At 72.6% G+C, this 18,500-nt stretch carries 15 protein-coding genes; 4 read left to right on the top strand and 11 right to left on the bottom strand.

What is annotated here, in order from left to right; translation table 11 throughout:
• Positions 1–93: 93 nt before the first annotated feature.
• Complete coding sequence (locus ACVJ1F_RS04895) at positions 94–1,086, bottom strand: NADP-dependent oxidoreductase (RefSeq protein WP_456884999.1); 993 nt, start codon at positions 1,084–1,086, stop codon at positions 94–96.
• Between the two features lie 93 nt (positions 1,087–1,179).
• The gene (rsmI, locus tag ACVJ1F_RS04890) at positions 1,180–2,007 is read right to left on the bottom strand and encodes a 16S rRNA (cytidine(1402)-2'-O)-methyltransferase (protein WP_456884997.1); all 828 of its coding nucleotides are present in this window, start codon (positions 2,005–2,007) and stop codon (positions 1,180–1,182) included.
• 46 nt (positions 2,008–2,053) lie between these two features.
• On the opposite strand from rsmI, the gene ACVJ1F_RS04885 reads away from it, so the two are divergent.
• The 4 genes from ACVJ1F_RS04885 (at position 2,054) to ACVJ1F_RS04870 (ending at position 6,810) form a co-directional block, all read left to right on the top strand.
• Positions 2,054–3,793, top strand: a complete 1,740-nt coding sequence (locus ACVJ1F_RS04885) for a dolichyl-phosphate-mannose--protein mannosyltransferase (RefSeq protein WP_456884996.1) — start codon at positions 2,054–2,056, stop codon at positions 3,791–3,793.
• 119 nt (positions 3,794–3,912) lie between these two features.
• On the top strand, positions 3,913–5,205 hold the full coding sequence (locus ACVJ1F_RS04880) for an O-acetylhomoserine aminocarboxypropyltransferase/cysteine synthase family protein (protein ID WP_456884995.1): 1,293 nt from the start codon (positions 3,913–3,915) through the stop codon (positions 5,203–5,205).
• A gap of 6 nt (positions 5,206–5,211) precedes the next feature.
• Entirely contained in the window at positions 5,212–5,778 is a 567-nt protein-coding gene (locus tag ACVJ1F_RS04875; RefSeq protein WP_056048910.1) for a CoA-binding protein, read from the top strand.
• A gap of 111 nt (positions 5,779–5,889) precedes the next feature.
• Complete coding sequence (locus ACVJ1F_RS04870) at positions 5,890–6,810, top strand: sulfurtransferase (protein ID WP_456884993.1); 921 nt, start codon at positions 5,890–5,892, stop codon at positions 6,808–6,810.
• Positions 6,811–6,941: 131 nt separating this feature from the next.
• On the opposite strand, the gene ACVJ1F_RS04865 is transcribed toward ACVJ1F_RS04870, so the two are convergent.
• The 9 genes from ACVJ1F_RS04865 to ACVJ1F_RS04825 form a co-directional block, all read right to left on the bottom strand.
• Positions 6,942–8,900, bottom strand: coding sequence for a thioredoxin domain-containing protein (locus ACVJ1F_RS04865; protein ID WP_456884991.1), 1,959 nt, complete (start codon positions 8,898–8,900; stop codon positions 6,942–6,944).
• 17 nt (positions 8,901–8,917) lie between these two features.
• The gene (locus ACVJ1F_RS04860; protein WP_456884989.1) at positions 8,918–10,102 is read right to left on the bottom strand and encodes a bifunctional 2-methylcitrate synthase/citrate synthase; all 1,185 of its coding nucleotides are present in this window, start codon (positions 10,100–10,102) and stop codon (positions 8,918–8,920) included.
• Between the two features lie 85 nt (positions 10,103–10,187).
• Positions 10,188–11,105, bottom strand: a complete 918-nt coding sequence (locus ACVJ1F_RS04855) for a DMT family transporter (protein WP_456884987.1) — start codon at positions 11,103–11,105, stop codon at positions 10,188–10,190.
• A gap of 25 nt (positions 11,106–11,130) precedes the next feature.
• The gene (locus ACVJ1F_RS04850) at positions 11,131–12,240 is read right to left on the bottom strand and encodes a cell wall-binding repeat-containing protein (RefSeq protein WP_456884985.1); all 1,110 of its coding nucleotides are present in this window, start codon (positions 12,238–12,240) and stop codon (positions 11,131–11,133) included.
• A gap of 139 nt (positions 12,241–12,379) precedes the next feature.
• Positions 12,380–13,987 carry a long-chain-fatty-acid--CoA ligase gene (locus ACVJ1F_RS04845; RefSeq protein WP_456884983.1) on the bottom strand — a complete coding sequence of 536 codons (1,608 nt, stop codon included), beginning with the start codon at positions 13,985–13,987 and terminating at the stop codon, positions 12,380–12,382.
• A 125-nt stretch (positions 13,988–14,112) separates the two neighbouring features.
• Positions 14,113–15,039, bottom strand: coding sequence for a carbohydrate ABC transporter permease (locus ACVJ1F_RS04840; protein WP_233568495.1), 927 nt, complete (start codon positions 15,037–15,039; stop codon positions 14,113–14,115).
• A gap of 13 nt (positions 15,040–15,052) precedes the next feature.
• Entirely contained in the window at positions 15,053–15,964 is a 912-nt protein-coding gene (locus tag ACVJ1F_RS04835) for a carbohydrate ABC transporter permease (protein WP_456884981.1), read from the bottom strand.
• Positions 15,964–17,256 carry an ABC transporter substrate-binding protein gene (locus ACVJ1F_RS04830; protein ID WP_123571629.1) on the bottom strand — a complete coding sequence of 431 codons (1,293 nt, stop codon included), beginning with the start codon at positions 17,254–17,256 and terminating at the stop codon, positions 15,964–15,966. Before ACVJ1F_RS04830 ends, ACVJ1F_RS04835 begins: the two co-directional genes overlap by 1 nt.
• A gap of 112 nt (positions 17,257–17,368) precedes the next feature.
• Complete coding sequence (locus ACVJ1F_RS04825) at positions 17,369–18,388, bottom strand: phosphotransferase enzyme family protein (RefSeq protein WP_456884979.1); 1,020 nt, start codon at positions 18,386–18,388, stop codon at positions 17,369–17,371.
• Between the last annotated feature and the right edge of the window lie 112 nt (positions 18,389–18,500).

Here is an 18,500-nt window from a genome sequence, read left to right as displayed (position 1 = left end):
GACCATCTTAGGTGGGGGCACCGACGTGATGACGCGACCCGCGCCTCCTGCGTCCGCCGCCGGGGACGAGGAGGGGCGGGTCGCGTCGACCGGTCAGGTCGCGTCGTGCTCCTCGGTGCGGTCGTCGGAACCCGCCCGCTCGCCGGCGTGCTCGCCCGGGTACTCGACGACGTCCATGCCGAGCACGTACTTGCCCCGGGCGTGGCCGTCCTCGAGGTCGCGGTAGGCGTCCTTGACGTCGTCGAGGGGGAAGATCCCGTCGATCGGCACCATGATCTTGTTGGTCGAGATCAGCTCGAGCAGCTCGGACAGCACGGCCTGCGACGTCGCCTGGGCGCTGCCCTCGGCCTTGACGCCGTGCTGCTCGACGGCCGCGAAGTCGATGATCGTGTCGATGCGCTGCGGCGCGACGCCGAGCTCGAGGGCGTACCCGACGTTGCCCTGGCCGAAGCAGTCCACGAACGCGTCCACGCCCTGGGGGGCGGCCTCACGGATGCGGTCGACGACGCCGTCACCGTATTCCACTGGTGTGACGCCGAGCTGCCTCAGGAAGTCGTGGTTGCGCTCGCTCGCGGTGCCGATGACGGTGAGCCCACCGAGGACGGCGAGCTGCGACACCATCACGCCGACGCCGCCGGCCGCGGCCGAGACGACGATCGTGTCTCCCTCGGTGGCCTGCACGGCACGCAGCGCGGCGTAGGCGGTGGGTCCGGTCACGCTGATGCTGCCCGCGACCTCCCACGGCACGTTCTCGGGCTTCACCACGAGTTCGTCGTGGTCGACGACGACGAACTCGGCGTGCGACGACCGGTTGGCCCACCCGACGACCTCGTCACCGACGGACCACTCGTCGACCCCCGCGCCGACCTCGTCGACCACGCCGGCGAAGTCGGTCCCCTGGCCCGACGGGAACGCCGCGGGGAACGCGTCGTGCATCAGTCCGGCGCGGATCGCCGCCTCACCGGGGTTCAAGCCCGCCGCCTTGACGGCGACCACGACCTGGCCGGCACCCGCCTCGGGCTTCGCCACCTGTTCGACCTTCAGCTCGTCGATGTCGCCGTACTGCTCGAAACGGACCGCCTTCATGTCGTACCTCCTGCTCGTGGTGGGCCGCGCCTCCTCCGGGCACGCGCCTCCTCCGAGCTTGCACCCGCCGGGCTGGGCGGGGTACGCCACGCCCTACGCGCGGGGCGGGCGGGCGGCGAGGGCGGCCTGGTAGAGGTCGCGCCTCGACAGACCCGTGGCGGCGGCCACGTCGGCGGTGGCCTCTTTGAGGCGGGTGCCGTCGGCGACCAGGGCCTGCACCTGCGCGAGCCCGGCGGCCAGGTCGACGACGCGTTCGGGGGCGCCCTCGACCACGATGCAGATCTCGCCCCGGACGCCCTCGGCCGCCCACTCGGCGAGCTCGGCCGCGCTGCCGCGGCGCACCTCTTCGTGCAGCTTCGTCAGCTCACGGCAGACGACCACGCGGCGCGTGGCCCCGAGAGCGGTGACCAGGTCGCCGAGCGAGTCGGGCAGGCGGTGGGGCGACTCGAAGAACACCATGGTGCGGCGTTCGTCGGCGAGCGCCCCCAGCACGCGCAGACGGTCGCCCTGCTTGCGCGGCAGGAAGCCTTCGAAGCTGAAGCGGTCGGTGGGCAGTCCCGACACGGCGAGCGCGGTGAGCACCGCGGACGGGCCGGGGATCGCCGTGACGGTGACGCCCGCGGCCGCGGCGGCCTCGACGAGCGGGAACCCGGGGTCGCTGATGGCGGGCATGCCGGCGTCGGTGAGCACGACCACGTCGGAGGCGCGGGCCAGCTCGACGATCTCGCCCGCCTTCTCGCGCTCGTTGTGCTCGTGCAGGGCGATGAGGCGGGGGCGGTTCTCGACGCCCAGGGCGCGCATCAGGTGGATCGCCGTGCGCGTGTCCTCCGCGGCGACGACCTCGGCGTTCGACAGCGTCTCGATCAGGCGACGGCTGGCGTCGCCGAGGTTTCCGATGGGGGTGGCGGCGAGCACGATCACCCGCCCATTGTCCCCCGGCCCCGGACCGCCCACTTACGATGGCCCGATGACGACCGGGCCCGAGCGCGAATTCGACGCGCTCGTCGAGGCCGGCACCGCGCCTCCTGCCCGTCCGACGGCGGGCGAGCCGGGCCTCGCGTCGGCCGACCCGCTCACCGACCGGGTGATCGTCCCGCCCGTCGGCACCCCGGTCGACGACGCGACCGCGGCCCATGCCCACGAGGCTCCCCCGACCCGGCTCGACGCCTGGTGGGGGCGCGTGCTGCGCACCCCGGTCAGGAGGCGCGTCTGGGCCTGGGCGGGCCCGCTCGCGGTCACGCTGCTGGCCGCGGTGCTGCGCCTGTGGCACCTGAACTCCCCCGCGACCCTCGTGTTCGACGAGACGTACTACGTCAAGGACGCCTGGTCGTTGTTCAACCTCGGCTACGAGGGGTCGTGGCCGGCCGACTACGACCCGACCTTCGCCGCGGGCGGGGTCGGCGGGTTCCTCGCGGCACCGTCGTTCGTGGCGCACCCGCCCCTCGGCAAGTGGCTGATCGGGCTCGGCATGGCGTCGGTCGGTCCCGAGAACCCGGCGAGCTGGCGCATCAGCACGGCCGTCGTGGGCATCCTCGCGGTCGCCCTGGTCGCCGTCATCGGGTCGTTGCTGCTGCGATCGACGCTGCTCGGCACGCTGGCGGGGTTCTTCCTGGCGATCGACGGGCACGCGATCGTCATGTCCCGGGTGGCCCTGCTCGACAACTTCGTCATGTTCTTCGGCCTGCTGGCCTTCGGGGCGGTGCTGCTCGACCGCCGTCAGAGCGCCCGCCGGCTCGAGGCCTGGCGGGCGAGGAGGCGCGGTGCCGGTCGCGACATCGCCTGGGGCCCCGCCCTGTGGGCGCGTCCCTGGCTGGTGACGGCCGGCCTGCTGTGCGGGCTGGCGACGGCCGTGAAGTGGAACGGCCTGTACTTCCTGGCGTTCTTCGCGGTCTACACGGTGGTCGTCGACATGGTGGCGCGCCGCCGGGCCGGCGTGGAGTTCTGGCTGTCGGGCACCCTGTTCAGGCAGGCACCGGTGAGCTTCCTGCTGACCGTGCCCGTCGCCGTGGTGGCCTACCTGGCGAGCTGGACCGGCTGGTTCGCGACGTCGGGCGGCTACTACCGCAGCTGGGTCGAGGACGGCGGCACACGGTGGACGGGAGCCCTGGCGTGGGTGCCCGACGTGGTGCAGAACTTCTGGCACTACCAGGCGGGCGTCTACGGGTTCAACGTCGGCCTGCACACCCCGCACGCCTACCAGGCGAACCCGCTCACCTGGCTGCTGATGCTGCGACCGACGAGCATGTACTACCAGGGGTTCGACGAGGGCCAGGGCGGCTGCGACGTGGCCCGGTGCGGCGAGGCGATCACCTCGGTCGCGAACCCGTTGATCTGGTACGCGGCGGTCGCGGCCTGCCTCTACCTCGTCTACCGCGTAGCGCGGTACCGCGAGTGGCGGTACGGGGCGATCCTCGTCGGCGTCGCGGCGGCCTACCTGCCGTGGCTGGCGTTCACCGACCGGACGGTGTTCCAGTTCTACACGATCGCCTTCGAGCCCTACCTCGTGCTCGGCCTGGCCGCGGTGCTCGGCATCGTCCTCGGCCGACGCACCGACGACCGGTCCCGGCGGCTGAGCGGCATCGGCGTCACGGCGATCGTCGTCGTGGTCGCCGTCGCCGTGTCCGTCTTCTTCTACCCCCTGTGGACGGCGCAGCTGGAGGACTGGGAGTTCATCCGGCTGCACTACTGGATCCCCAGCTGGAAGTAGGCGTCGGAGCCGCCTCCGGCTGACCGACGACTCCTCCCCCGCAGGAGGCGCGGGTCGGCCGTGTTCCGCCGTGTGACGTCCCGGGTCCCCGCGTGACGACCAGCGGCTAGCGTGGGGGCATGGCAGATCGTGAGTACGGCTTCCGCACGCGGGCGATCCACGCGGGCAACATCCCCGACGCGGCGACGGGGGCACGGGCGCTGCCCATCTACCAGACCAGCGCCTTCGTGTTCGACGACACCGACGACGCCGCGGCGCGGTTCGCCCTGCAGAAGTACGGCAACATCTACAGCCGCCTCGCCAACCCGACCACCGCCTCCTTCGAGGAGCGCGTCGCCAGCCTCGAGGGCGGCCTCGGCGCCGTCGCGACGGCGAGCGGCCTCAGCGCCCAGTTCGTCACGTTCGCCTCGCTGGCCGGCGCGGGCGACCACATCGTCGCGAGCGCGAACCTCTACGGCGGGTCGATCACCCAGCTCGACGTCACCCTGCGTCGCTTCGGCGTCGAGACGGCCTTCGTGCAGTCCTCCGACCCGGCGGACTACGCCGCCGCCATCCGTCCCGAGACGAAGCTGGTCTTCGTCGAGACGGTCGCGAACCCGTCCGGCGAGGTCGCCGACCTCGAGGGCCTGGCCGACGTGGCCCACGCGCACGGCCTGCCCCTGATCGTCGACTCGACCATCGCCACGCCCTACCTCAACCGTCCGATCGAGTGGGGTGCCGACGTCGTCGTGCACTCGGCCACGAAGTTCCTCGGCGGTCACGGCACCACGCTCGGCGGCGTCGTCGTCGAGTCCGGCCGCTTCGACTGGGACAGCGAGCGGTTCCCGCTCTTCGACCAGCCTGTGCCGAGCTACGGCGGCCTCAACTGGTCCGGCAACTTCGGCGAGTACGCCTTCCTCACCCGGTTACGCGCCGAGCAGCTGCGCGACATCGGCCCGGCCCTCGCTCCCCACTCGGCCTTCCTGCTCGCCCAGGGGGTCGAGACCCTGCCGTTCCGCATGCAGGCCCACGTCGACAACGCCCGCCAGGTCGCCGAGTGGCTCGACGCAGACCCGCGCATCGAGCGCGTTCGCTGGGCCGGCCTGCCCGGGCACCCGCACCACGAGCGCGCGGCGAAGTACCTGCCGAAGGGCCCCGGCTCGGTCTTCACGTTCGAGCTGAAGGGCGGTCGTCCGGCCGGCAAGACCTTCATCGAGTCGGTCGAGCTCGCCAGCCACCTCGCCAACATCGGCGACGCGAAGACGCTCGTCATCCACCCGGGCTCGACCACCCACGCCCAGCTCAGCGAGCAGCAGCTCGTCGACGCGGGGGTGCTGCCCGGCTCGGTGCGCATCAGCGTCGGCATCGAAGATCCCGACGACATCATCCACGACCTCGACCAGGCGCTGGCCGCGGCGACGAAAGGCGAGTGACCCGACGTGACCGACACCGTCACCACGCAGCTGACCAACGGGCTGACCTGCGAGCTGCCCGCGTCGTCGCCCCTCGCCAAGCTGCTCAAGTCGCAGCGGACGTGGGTGGGACCCACGGCCCGTGAGCGCCAGGCCATCCTGCGCTCGGCGAAGAGCGTCGCCGTCGTCGGTGCCTCGCCCAACCCGAGCCGGTCGAGCTCGTTCGTGGGCACCTACCTGCAGCAGTCGACCGACCTCCGCGTCTACTTCGTCAACCCCCGCGCCGACACCATCCTCGGCCAGAAGGCCTACCCCGACCTGGCCTCGCTGCCCGAGGTGCCCGACGTCGTCGACGTGTTCCGCAAGGCCTCCGACATCCGATCGGTCGTCGACGACGTGCTCGCGATCGGCGCGAAGACGATCTGGGTACAGCTCGGCATCTACGACGAGGAGGCCGCCCGGTACGGCGAAGAACAGGGGCTCACCGTCGTCATGGACCGCTGCATGAAGGTCGAGCACGCCCGGTTCAACGGCGGGCTCAACCTGATGGGCTTCGACACCGGCGTCATCACCGCGAAGAAGGCCGGTCGCTGACACGACCGTCGGGGCCGGTCGCGGTTTCCCCGTTCGTCGAGGCGCACACGTTGTGACGCTTCATTGCGGACTCAGGGTCCGATGTCACCGGTCGGCGTTACCGTGGCCCGCATGGCACCCGTCCTCACCTCACCCGTCGTCTCGACACAGTGGTTGGCCGACCACCTCGGCGCCGACGACCTGACGATCGTCGACGCGACGGTGCTCGTCGACCTCGATCTCGACGTCGACCTCGACGTCGATCCGGGTCGCGGCGTCGGCCCGGGTCGTGGCGACGGCCCGGCGGCCCTCACCACGGGCCGCGACGGGTTCGAGCGAGACGGTCACGTCCCCGGGGCGGTCCTCGCCGACCTGCTCGTCGACTTCAGCGACCCCGGCTCCGACCTGCCCTTCACCCGGCCCGGGGTCGACCGTTTCCAGGCCGCGGCGGCCGCGCTGGGCGTCTCGAACGACAGCACGGTCGTCGTGTACGACACGGTCGACGGCCGCTGGGCGTCCCGCCTGTGGTGGCTGTTCCGCGCCTACGGGCACGACGCCGTGGCGGTGCTCGACGGCGGGTGGTCGCAGTGGCTCGCGCAGGGCAAGCCGTACGACCTCGGCGACGTCCTGCCGACGCCCGCCCCGTTCGTCGCGACCGAACGTCCCGACCACTGGGTCGACAAGGCCTTCGTCGAGTCCGTGGTGGCGGGCGACCAGAGGGCGGCGCTCGTCTCCGGTTCGCCCCGCGACGAGTTCGACGGCACGTCGAGCCCGCTCGCCCGCGCCGGGCACATCCCCGGCAGCGTCAACGTGCCGGCCGAGACGCTCCTCGCCGACGACGGCACGCTCGCCCGCGACCCGGTCCTCCGCGACCGCCTCGCCGTCGTGCCCGACGAACCACGCACGGTCGTCTACTGCGCCTCGGGGGTGTCGGCCAGCGTCGACGCCCTCGCCTTCGCCGTCCTCGGCCGCTCGGACGTCGCGGTGTACGACGGTTCGCTCGCCGAGTGGGTCGCCGACCCGGCCGCACCGCTCGTGCCCGCCGCCGCCTGACGCCCCCGCCCGGCGCCCCGCACGGTTCACCCGCCGGGCGCCCCGCCCGGCGCCCCTACCCGGTGCTTCGCCGGGCGGGTGCCCCTACCCGGTGCGTCGCCGGTGCCTGGGCGACCGACGCGGTCGTGTCGTCACCCCTCGAGCAGCAGTCCGTCGAGGTCGTCCACGGTCGTGACCGGCAGTCGGCAGACGAAGTCGCGGCAGAGGTACGCGGTGGGGACGCGCCCGGGGGCCGAGCGACCCGCGAACAGCTCGAAGCCCGCGTGCTCGAAGGCGACCAGCGCCTCCTCGTCCAGCACGGCGACGACGCTGCCGGGGCGGACGACGCTCCGTGCCCGCCGGGCGAGGCCGTCGTCGGCGCGGTCCACCGGGGACGGCTCGACCACGACCAGCTGCGTCAGCGGGGCCTCGAGTTCGACGAGCAGCCCGAAGGCGGCACCGTACGCGAGCGGGTTGTCGAGGGCCGAACCGGCCACCTCGGCGACGAGCCGTCCGGCCACCGACCGGTAGCGCGCCTCCCCGGTGAGCTGGTGGAGGGTGAGCGCGGCCGCCGCGACCGCACTGCGTCCCGACGGGTAGGCACCCTCGCCCGGGTCGCTCGACAGGGCCACGCCCTGCGAGACCAGCACGGGGTCGCCACCCGACGGGGCCGCGACGACCCGCGGGTCGGCGTCGTCGAGCAGGCAGGCATCGACGAACGACCGCGCGGCGACGGCGTACCGGGCCTCGCCCGTCGCGAGCGAGAGGGCCAGCAGGCCGGACGCGAACAGGCCGTGGTCCTCGAGGGTCGCCACCGCGTCCGACACGGTCGACCCGACGGAGGCGCGCAGCAGACGACCGTCGTCGGTCACGTGACGCGCGAGCAGCAGGTCGGCCGCGCCGCGGGCGGTGTCCACCCAGTCGGGGCGACCGTGCCGTGACCCCGCCTCGGCGAGCGCCGCGATCGCGAGGCCGTTCCAACCGGTGAGCACCTTGTCGTCGACGGGCGGCGGGTCGAGGGCCGCGCGGCCCGCGGCGTCCCTCCGGTAGTAGCCGCCCTCGTCACGGACGCCGTCGATCGTGCTCTCGCTGTCCTGCGCCGAGCCGAAGGCCGCGTCGGCCGTGCGCAGTCGGGAACTCAGGAAATCGGCGACCCCGGCGGCGACCCGGGCCGGATCCGAGCCGATCTCCTGAGTTGCCGACGTCGGCGCGGGGCCGGGGGCCGGGGCCGGGTCGAGCACCGAGAGCCGCGAGTAGGCCAGCAGCAGCTGGGCGTTGTCGTAGAGCATGCGCTCGTAGTGGGGTTCTGACCAGTCGCGTCGGACCGCGTACCGGAAGAACCCGCCCTCGACCGCGTCGCGCAGCGGCGACGCGGCCATGCGGGCGAGCGTCCGCGACACGAGTTCGAGCGCGCCGTCGTCCCCTCCCGCGCCGAGGGCGAGCAGCGCCAGCTGGGCCGGCGCCGTCGGGAACTTCGGGGCCCCGCCGAAGCCGCCGTGCTCGCGGTCCTCGTGGGCGACGAGCCGGGCGACGGCGTGGGCGAGCTCGGGCCGTCCCGGCAGGGCGACCCCGGCACCGGGACCAGGAGGCGCGGTGCCGGTGACCGACGCGGGCCCCGCAGCCAGCGCCTCCTGCACCGCCGACGCGGTCGCGTCGACCTCGGACCGCCTGGTGGTCCAGGCGTCGGTGACGGCGTCGAGCACCTGTCGGAACGACGGCCGACCCTGCACGGGCACCGGCGGGAAGTACGTGCCGGCGTAGAACGGCCGACCCTCGGGCGTGACGAAGACGGTCAGCGGCCAGCCGAGCCCCTCGGTGAAGGCCGAGGCGGCGGCCAGGTAGCTGGAGTCGACGTCGGGGTGTTCCTCGCGGTCGACCTTGACCGAGACGAAGCCCGCCGAGAGCTGGGCGGCGACCTCGGGGTCGGAGAAGCTCTCGCGCGCCATGACGTGGCACCAGTGGCAGGTCGAGTAGCCGATCGACACCATCACGGGCACGTCCCGCTCGACGGCCTCGGCGAACGGCCCCGTCCCCCAGGCACGCCACTCGACGGGGTTGTCGGCGTGCGACCTGAGGTAGGGGCTGACGGCGTCTCGCAGCTGGTTCGGCATGCGGGCCACGGTAGGCGTCAGCGCGCGGGGACGTCCCTCAGGGGTGCGCCGTCGTACTCGCTCAGGGGGCGGATGAGCGAGTTGGCCTCGCGCTGCTCGATCACGTGGGCGCTCCAGCCGAGGACGCGCGACGCGACGAACAGCGGCGTGAAGACCGGCGTCTCGAACCCCATCAGGTGGTACGCCAGCCCGGACGGGTAGTCGACGTTGGGCTTCAGGCCCTTGCGCTCGAACACCGTCGCGGCGACGACGTCGTAGGTCTCCTTGAGCCCGTCGACCCGGTCGTCGCCCTGCTCGCGGGCCCGGTCGACGAGACGGCCGAGGGCGTCCTCCATCGTGGGAACCCGGCTGTCGCCGTTCTTGTAGACCCGGTGCCCGAAGCCCATGATCTTCTCCTTGCGCGCGAACGCCTCGTCGAGCCAGGCCGCGGCCCCGTCGGCGGGGCCGACCCGGTCGAGCAGCTCGAGCGCGGCCTCGTTGGCGCCGCCGTGCAGCGGGCCCTTGAGGGCCCCGATCGCGCCGACGATCGACGAGTGCAGGTCGGACAGCGTCGAGGCGACGACCCGGGCCGTGAAGGTGGAGGCGTTGAACGAGTGCTCGGCGTAGAGCGTCATCGAGGTGTCGAACGCGTCCACGTCGAGCGGGTCGGGCTCGCGGTCGAACACCTGGTGCAGGAAGTCGGCGCTGTAGCCGAGGTCGTCCCGCGGCGGAACCGGCGGCAGGTCGTGGCGGCGCCGCTGGTCGTAGGCGATCACGGCGGGCAGCACGGCGAAGAGGTGCGTGGCGAGTCGACGCGTGTCGGCGACGTCGTAGGCGCCCGCACCCGTCGTGGGTTCGGGCCGGGCCGCGCCGATGGCGCTCACCGCGGTGCGGACGACGTCCATCGGGTGCGCCGAGGTGGGGATCAGGTCGATCAGGTGCTGCAGCCCGGGGGCCAGCGTGCGGTGCGAGCGCAGCTCGGCGTCGAAGTCGCGTCGCTCGTCGACGGTCGGCAGGTCGCCGTGCAGCAGCAGCCAGGCGACGTCCTCGACGTCCCGCTCGGCGGCGAGCTGCTGCACCGGGTAACCGCGATAGAGCAGCGAGTTGCTGGCCGCGTCGACCTTCGAGACCGCCGTCCGGTCGACCGTGACGCCGGCCAGGCCCTTGTGGATCTCGGGACCTTCGGAGGCGGCCGGGGCGGGTGCGGTGATGGTGTCGCTCATGTCACTCCTTCGTGATGAGGCGGGCCCGCCGGAGCGGGCCGGTCGTGTCGGGACGGGGCCGCGACACGATCGTCGAGGCTCCACTCTAGGTGGCGACCGCCTCGGGACGGGAGGGGCGGACGGGTCTCGTCAGCACGATCGAGACGACACCCGCCAGCACGAGGGCGAGGCCGATCCAGCCCGGCGGCTCGAGCCGCTCGCCCACCACGAGCACCGCCAGCAGGGTCGCGACGAACGGTTCGAGCAACGTCACGGTCGTCGCCCGAGAACTCGACACCGTGCGCAGGCCGTGGCCGAAGAGGAGGTAGGCGACGAACATCGGCCCGATCGCGAGATAGACCGTCGCCCCCACGGAGGCGCCCGACTGCAGCAACGGAGCCCCGGTCGCCAGCAACACCGGCAGCAGGAGCACCGCACCGAGGCCGAACTGGGCCGACACGGCCCCGCGCGACGGGTGGCCCTCGGCCATGAGCCGAGCCGCGGTGTAGGTGTACGTCGCGTAGGCGAGGCCCGCGAGGACGCCCAGGGCGATGCCGAGCGGGGCCGACCCGGGGGACGCCGCCGTGCCCGCCTGACCGTGCTGCCCGGTCGCCGCGAGCACTCCGACGCCCACGACGGCCAGTGCCGCACTCGCCACCCAGCGGGGCTCGAGGGGACGCCGCCGGCCGGGCGGGTCGAGCAGGCGTTCGAGCAGCGCCGCGAAGACGGGCGCCGTGCCGAGCGAGACCACGTTGCCCACGGCGACGCCGGCGAGCGACATGGACGAGTAGAACGCCAGCGGGTAGACCACGACGCCCAGTGCCCCCGGCACGAGCCAGCACCACGCCGCCGGGCCACCTCGCAGGGCGGCGCGCGTGGCGCGGGGGGCCGTGAGCGCCAGCAGCAGGCCGCCGACGCACATCGTCGCGGCGCCCGTGGCGAGCGGGCCGACGTCGCCGGGAAGAGAAGACGCCACCGTGCCCGTCGTGCCCCAGAGGAGCGCGGCGAGCACGATGGCGATCATCGTGCGAGGGTACCGACGGAGCGGGTCAGGTGCGCGGCGGGCCCGGGCAGTAGTTCAACGCGGCCGCGTTCTCGGAGACGGCGGCCGTGCCACCGATCGTGACGACCTTCTCGGACGCGAGGCCCGCGATGAGGTCCTCGGCGTAGTAGTTCGTGCAGCCGGGCGCGGTGAGGAGCACGGGCGACTTCTCGGCGCCGGCGACCGCGGCGATCGCGAGGGCGTCCGGGAAGTTCTGCCCGGAGGCGAGGTACACGGTGCCCGAGTCGTCGGTACGGGGGACGTCGCCCGTCGCGTCGCTGAAGGCGAAGAACGACACGAAGGCCGAGGTCTCGTAGCGGTCCTGGCCGGCCAGCAGGGCGACCTCGCCCGGGAACTGCGCGTCGAGATCGGAGACGATGCCGTCCGAGATGACCGCGGGGCCACCCACGACGGCGACGGACTCGACGCCGAGCGATTCGAACAGGTCCGACGTGGGCTGGTCGACCCCGTCGGCGGTCCCGGGGACGAGCACGACCGCGTCCGGCGCACCGGTCGAGTCGGTGCTGCCGGCACCGGCGGCGGCACTGGCGCTGATGGCGTCGGGGAAGTTCAGGCCCGAGGTGACGAAGGCGCGGTAGACGCCGGTCTCGGCGAAGAACGCGTCGACGACGGCCCGCGAGGTCGCGTAACGGTCGGCGCCCTGGACGCGATCGACCGTCGCCCCGGTGATCTTGCCGATCTGGGTGGCGACGGCGGGCGACACGGCGTTGACGCCACCGATGACGACCACGTTCCGCGGCTTGAGGGCGACGAGGCGGTCGGCCACCGACGACGGGAGGGCGTTCGGAGCCGTCAGCAGGAGCGGCGCCTCGATCAGCGCGGCGGCCGGAGCGGCGCTCAGCGCGTCGGGGAACTGCACGCCGTTCGCGATGATGACCGTGCCGGCACCGTCCGGGTAGGCCCGGCCGGCGATGTCGGCGGCCGTGGCGAAACGGTCGGCGCCCTGGTAGCGGTCGAGGGCGGGGGCCGCCGCCGCGGAGGCGTCGGACCCGGTGAAGGAACCGGTGGCGGGTTCGGCGGTCGCCGCCGTGACGCCTGCCAGGCTCAGGGCGACGAGGCCGCCCACGGCGGCGGTGACGCCGAGGACTCGGGACATGGAAGGGTTCACGGGGGTCCTGTCAGATCGGGCTGAGGTTCTGCTGTGAGGCTAGAAGCCCGATCGTCCGCCCGGCAGCCCCCGTCCGGGCAGCCCCCGTCCTGGTGATCCCCGTCCGGGGGGTGCCCCCGTGACCCGGTCAGCGGGGCGCCGCGACTCCCTCGCCGACCCCGGTGACGGCGGCCGAGAACCGGTCCACGAGTTCGCGCTTGAGGACTTTGCCGCTGGGGCCGAGCGGCAAGGCGTCGAGGACGTGGACCACGCGGGGGTACTTGTAGGCCGCGATCTCGTCGGCGACGAAGGCGACCAACTCGTCGGGGGTGGCCGTGGCCCCGTCACGGAGGACGACGGCCGCCTCGATCTCTTGCCCGTGCAGCTCGTGCGCCACGCCGAAGACGGCCGCCATCGTGACGTCGGGGTGCTGCGCGAGGACCTCTTCGACCTGCCGCGGGTAGACGTTGTAGCCGTTGCGGATGATCATGTCCTTCGTGCGGTCGACGATCGTCAGGTAGCCGTCGTCGTCCTTCGTGCCGAGGTCGCCCGTGCGGAACCAGCCGTCGACGATCGCCTTCGCGGTGTCCTCGGGCCGGTCGAGGTAGCCGTTCATGAGGTTGTGCCCACGGATGACGAGTTCGCCGATCTCGCCGTGCGGCAGCAGCACGATCGAGTCCTCGACGTGCTGGTCGGCGATCTCGACGTCGACGCCCCAGATCGGCGTGCCGATGGTGCCGGGCCGCGGTGGCACCCCGACGTGGTTGAAGGTGGCGACGGGCGAGGTCTCGGTCAGCCCGTAGCCCTCGTGGATCGGGGCGTCGTACACCTGCTGGAACTTCTCGAGCACCGCGAGCGGCAGCGACGCCCCGCCCGAGACGGCGTAGCGCAGCGGTGGGCGCGCCTCGCTGCGGGTGGCCGCGGCGATCAGGGCCATGTACATCGTGGGCACGCCCATGAACACCTCGCAGCCGTGCTCGACCATCGCGGCGAGCGCGGCGTCGCCGTCGAACTTCGGCAGCATGACGATCGTCGCGCCGACCCGGAACCCGGTGTTCATCGTGCAGGTCTGTCCGAAGGTGTGGAACAGCGGCAGGGCCCCGAGCAGCACGTCGCCGCGATGCATGTCGAACGTCGTCATCAGGTTGGTGTTGACCTGCTCGATCAGGGCGAGGTGAGACCCTTCGGCCCCCTTGGGCTGGCCCGTGGTGCCGCTCGTGTAGAGGATCGTGGCGGTGTCGAACGGGTCGCGGGGCACGTAGGTGTCGAGGGGTTCGGCGGCCGCGGCGAGGTCCTCGAGGCGGTCGGGCCCGTCGTCCTCCTGGCCGGCAGGAGGCGCGAGCACGGTCAGGACGTCGACCCTCGCGAGCTGCGCTCCCGCGCCTCCTTCACCGAGCAGCGGTGCGGCGCAGACGAGCAGGCGGGAGCCGCTGTCGCGCAGCACGTACTCGATCTCGTGTCGCTTGAGGAGGGCGTGGACGGGCACGGCGACCGCGCCGAGCGCGAGCGTCGCGTAGTAGACGCGGGGGAAGTCCGCGACGTTCGGGACGAGCATGGCGACCCGGTCCCCAGGGCCGACGCCCCGGGTGCGGAGGGCCCCGGCGTAGGCCAGGGTCTGCTGCCAGAGCTCGGCGTAGGTGGTCGAGGTGGGCCCGACGATGACGGCGACGTCGTCGGGGTACCGGCCGGCCGACTCGGCGAGGATGGCCGCGACCGACGCGGTGGCGTGGCCTCGGGGGCTGGGTGCTGATGACATCGTGTCTTCTCCGTCTCCGTTGACGTGCAGTTCGACGCGATCCTACGACGCCGTGCGGGGAAGCCGGCCCTCGTCGGGCCCGGGTCGGGCCCGGGTCGGGCCCGGGTCCGAGCCGGCGGGCCCTGCTACCGCACCCCGCTCCGGACGAAGCCCTGCACGAAGAACCTCTGGAACGCGAGGAACAACGCGACCATGGGCAGCACCGAGATGACGGCGAGCGCCATGATGCCGTTGTAGTCCGGGTTGGTCTGGCCCTTCAGGTAGAGCAGCCCGACGGGCAGCGTGTAGAGGTCCGGGTCCTTGAGGGCGATCAACGGCCAGGCGAAGTCGTTCCAGCTGCCGAGCAGGGTGAGCAACACGAGCACCGCGACCAACGGACCGCTCAGCGGCAGGACGATGAGGGTGAAGACCCTGATCGGGCCGGCACCGTCGAGGCGGGCGGCCTCGATCAGCTCCTGCGGGATGCCGAGCATGAACTGGCGCGCGAGGAACACCCCGAACGCGGTGGCGGCCGACGGGAGGATCACCGCCCAGTAGGTGCCGTAGATCTCGAGCCCGTTCACCAGCCGGAACTGAGCGACCATGATGGCCTGCACCGGGATCATCAGGGTCGCGAGGAACACGAGGAACACCGCCGTGCGCCCGACGAAGCGGAGCTGTGCGAAGGCGTACCCGGCGAGCAGGCTCACGACGACCGTCAGCACGGTGACGAAGACCCCGATGACGATCGAGTTGCCGAACCACGCGCCCACGGGGTACCGCTCGAGCACCCGGGTGAAGTTCTCGAGGGTGACGGCGCTGGGCAGGAGGCGGAGGCCACGTCCGAAGACCTCGCCCCGCGGCGAGAACGCCACGACGAGCATCCACAGCAACGGGAACGCGACGACGACGGACGCCACGACGGCGACGACGGTACGGAGGACGACGAAGCCACCACGGCGACGTGGTCGCCTGCGCGGGGCACGGACGCCGGCGACGCGATCGGCGCCGCGGACGGTGCTCCGCGGCGCGCCGGCCGCGGGGACGTCGGCGACGGACTGGGGTGTGGTCACGTTCTGTTCCTCGTCATTCGGTGAGGTCGCGGGTGCGGTTGGTGCGCCACTGCACGACGGTGAACTCCAGCGTGACGACGAGGATCACGACGCCGAGCGCGGCGCCGTAGCCCTGTTCGCGGATCTGGAAGCCGTTGCGGTAGGCGTAGGTGCCCAGCACAGACGTGGAGTAGCCGGGGCCGCCGCCGGTGAGCACGAAGACGAGGTCGAAGACCTGGAACGACGCGATCACGTTGAGCACGAGCAGGAAGAACGTCGACGGCCCGACGAGCGGCACGGTGATCGAGCGGAACCGCTGCCAGGCACCGGCGCCGTCGAGCTCGGCCGCCTCGTAGAGCTCGGGTGAGACGGACTGGAGGCCCGCCAGGTAGATGATCATGTTGAGGCCGACGCGCAGCCAGATCATCGTGACGATGACCGAGACCATCGCGAACGCGCCGTCCGACTGCCACGGCACGGCCCCGAGCCCGAGGGCGCGCAGCACCTTGTTGACGAGACCGTTCGCCTCGGTGAAGAGGATCACGGCGATCATCGCGCTGGCGACGCCCGAGACGACCATCGGCAACACGAGCAGCGTCCGCCAGGTCCGTCGGCCGGGGAGCACCCCGTCGAGCAGGACCGCGAGCCCGAGTCCCACCGCCATCTCGACCGGCACGGTGACCACGGTGAAGAGCACCGTGTTGCCGAGCGTCTGCCAGAAGATGGGGTCGGCGACCATGCGGGCGTAGTTGGCGCCGCCGACCCACTCGGGGTCGCCGAAGCCGCGGGTCTCCTGGAACGACAGCTGCACGGCCCAGAGGATGGGGACGAGCAGGAACACCGACAACAGCACGAGGTTCGGCCCGATGAAGGCCCAGCCGACCAGGTTCTCCCGGAGGCGGGCGGCGCGTCGTCCCGGACGGCGCGCACCCGGCATCGCCGTCATCAGTCGGTGGCCTGGCCGACGGCCTCGTCCAGGGCGCTCAGGGTGTCGTCGACCGACTGCCCCTGGGTGAACGCCGCCTCGAGCTGGTCCTGCATCGCGACGGTGATCTCGGCCAGGTACGGCGAGGTCAACTGCTTGACGTCACTCGGCTGGATGGTCGTGGCCTGGTCGACGAACACCGGCATCACGTCGGGCCGCACGGCGAAGTCGATGGACGAGGCGTCGATGTCGGTCCGGGTCGGCAGCTCGTTGGTCGCGGCGCAGAACTCCGTCATCGCGTCGGCCGAGGCCATGAAGTTCAGGAACTCGGTCGCGAGCTCGCCCTGGTCGGTGTCGGCCGTCGCGACGAGGGCGTTGCCGCCGAGGTCGGTCGCCCCGCGCTCGTCGACCGGCATCGGCACGGCCGTCCAGTCGAAGTCGGTCGAGGCCAGCTCGGGCACCAGGAACGAGCCCACGAACGCCATCGCCGTCGTCTGTTCGCCGAACTCGGTGTCGGCGTACGTCGTCGACTTCACGCTGCTGCTCGGCGCCACCCACCCCTGCTCGAAGAAGGACTGGGTGAAGCCGAGCGCCTCTGCCGCCTCGGGCGAGTCGATCTCGCTCGTCGTCCCGTCGTCGGCGAGCAGGGCGCCACCGGCCTGGAACAACCAGCTGAGCCAGCGCGGTGTGCCACCCTGCTGCCAGTTCACCCCGAACGGGTACTGGTCGGCGGGGAGGCTCGCGCGGAGCTTCGTCGCGACCTCGCCGAACTCGTCCCACGTCCACGCGTCCGCCTGGCTCGTCGGCAGGTCGGTGACGCCGGCGGCGGCGAGCAGCTCGGTGTTGACGAGCAGCGCCGAGACGTCGGTCTGGTGCGGCACGCCGTAGGGGGCGCCCTCGTACGAGACGGCCTCGAGCATGGCGGGCTGGAAGGAGTCCTCGTCGTCGATCCGGCCCGTGAGGTCGAGCAACTGACCCTGGCTGGAGTACACGCCGAGGTTGCCGTAGTCGACCCGGAAGACGTCGGGGGCGTCGCCCGTCGAGAGCTGCGCGTCGATGTTCGAGAACATCTGGTCGTAGGGCACGACGTTGAGGTCGACCGTCGCGCCGTCGTGCTCGCTCTCGAACTGGGCGACGAGCTTCTCGAACGAGTCCTGCTCGGATTCGCTGGCCCAGGTCGTGAAGGTGAGGGTGCCGTCGGCGGCGTCGTCGGAACCGCCGGTGAAACCGCTGCAGCCTGAGAGGCCGGCGGCGAGGGCGAGGGACGCCGCAGCGGCGGCGGTGGTGCGTCGGGTCGTGCGTCGGGTCGTCATGTGGGTCTCCTGGCGTCGGTGCGGTCGTGATCGGTGCTGGGGTGCTCGATGCGGTGCGGTGCGGATCGGTGCTGTGGAGGGTGCGTTCCCGTCTCGACGAGACGGGCGACCGTCACGACGCGGTCAGGCGTGCCTCGACCAACGACACGAGGCCGTGTGGCCCGAGCAGGGCGTCGAGACCGGCTTGTACCCCGGCCCTGTCGCCGTCGTGCTGCGCAGAGTTTGCTCCCTCGAGCGCCAGGACGACCGCCGTGACGTCTTCGAGTGCGCGGACGCAGCCGAACCGGGTGATGCGGTCGTGGTCGAGCACCACGTCGTCGCCGTAGCCGGTGCGGAACGCCGCCCGGTGCTCGGGCTCGACGGGCAGCCCGGGCAGCACGCCGAGCTCGACGAGCACGAGGTCGACCTCGCGTGGGGCGACGGTGGCCTCGTCGAGGTCGATGAGCCAGGGGCGGCCCTCGGGATCGACCACGACGTTGCCGAGGTGGGGATCGCCGTGACAGGAGACCCGGGCGGTCGCGCCCCGCGCCTCCTTCAGTCGGAGCGCGGTCGTCTCGAGGAGCCGGAGACGGTCGCGGTGGGCGTGCCAGAGATCGGCCAGCCAGGGGTCGACCCCCGGGGCCCGAGCGGCGCCGACGAAGCGGGCGTCGAGGTCGCGGAGGCGCACGCGGGCCCGACGGCCCGTGCGCTTGACGCCGTGGCGCAGCGGCGCGACGGACGACGGAGGCGGTTGGTCGTGCACCCGGCGGACGACGGCGCCCAGCTCGGCCCACTGCGCGAGGTCGAGGCCGCGCGCGTCCTCGGCGGCGTCGTCGCCGAGGACCCACGGTGAGACCGACACGAGGAGCCCACCGCGCTCGACCCAGTGGTGGCCGGCGAGGGTCGGCAGCGGTGCGACGACGCCCGACCCCGGGCCGAGCACCGCGGCGAGGGCCAGCCCGAACCGGCAGTCGCGCCGGGTGGCCTTCACCGCCCACTCGTCGCCGGCCCGGTCGCGCACCTGCCAGACCGCGGCATCGGGGTCGAGCCCGCCGACGATCATCGTCTCGTCGACGGCATGGAGGCCCCAGTCGCCGAGCGCCGGAGGGCGGCGGGACGACAGCGACGGGAGCGTCGAGGACGGGGCGGACACGCGGCCATCATTGTCCGCACCACCGACATCGGTCCGTGGGAGCCGAGCGGTACTCGTTTCCCGGACAGCCCCCGGCGACCACGACGAGCGGAGGGACCCCGACGGCGAACCC

The organism is Frigoribacterium sp. 2355, from assembly GCF_054060695.1.
The sequence above is the reverse complement of the archived record's forward strand: the minus strand, read 5'-3'. Positions and strand labels throughout refer to the sequence as shown.

Excerpts from the sequence above, each read along its gene's own strand:
- ACVJ1F_RS04895 (WP_456884999.1), bottom strand. The coding sequence starts at position 1,086 with ATGAAGGCGGTCCGTTTCGAGCAGTACGGCGACATCGACGAGCTGAAG.
- ACVJ1F_RS04885 (WP_456884996.1), top strand. The coding sequence starts at position 2,054 with ATGACGACCGGGCCCGAGCGCGAATTCGACGCGCTCGTCGAGGCCGGC.
- ACVJ1F_RS04880 (WP_456884995.1), top strand. The coding sequence starts at position 3,913 with ATGGCAGATCGTGAGTACGGCTTCCGCACGCGGGCGATCCACGCGGGC.
- ACVJ1F_RS04870 (WP_456884993.1), top strand. The coding sequence starts at position 5,890 with ATGGCACCCGTCCTCACCTCACCCGTCGTCTCGACACAGTGGTTGGCC.
- ACVJ1F_RS04865 (WP_456884991.1), bottom strand. The coding sequence starts at position 8,900 with ATGCCGAACCAGCTGCGAGACGCCGTCAGCCCCTACCTCAGGTCGCAC.
- ACVJ1F_RS04860 (WP_456884989.1), bottom strand. The coding sequence starts at position 10,102 with ATGAGCGACACCATCACCGCACCCGCCCCGGCCGCCTCCGAAGGTCCC.
- ACVJ1F_RS04855 (WP_456884987.1), bottom strand. The coding sequence starts at position 11,105 with ATGATCGCCATCGTGCTCGCCGCGCTCCTCTGGGGCACGACGGGCACG.
- ACVJ1F_RS04850 (WP_456884985.1), bottom strand. The coding sequence starts at position 12,240 with ATGTCCCGAGTCCTCGGCGTCACCGCCGCCGTGGGCGGCCTCGTCGCC.
- ACVJ1F_RS04845 (WP_456884983.1), bottom strand. The coding sequence starts at position 13,987 with ATGTCATCAGCACCCAGCCCCCGAGGCCACGCCACCGCGTCGGTCGCG.
- ACVJ1F_RS04835 (WP_456884981.1), bottom strand. The coding sequence starts at position 15,964 with ATGACGGCGATGCCGGGTGCGCGCCGTCCGGGACGACGCGCCGCCCGC.
- ACVJ1F_RS04830 (WP_123571629.1), bottom strand. The coding sequence starts at position 17,256 with ATGACGACCCGACGCACGACCCGACGCACCACCGCCGCCGCTGCGGCG.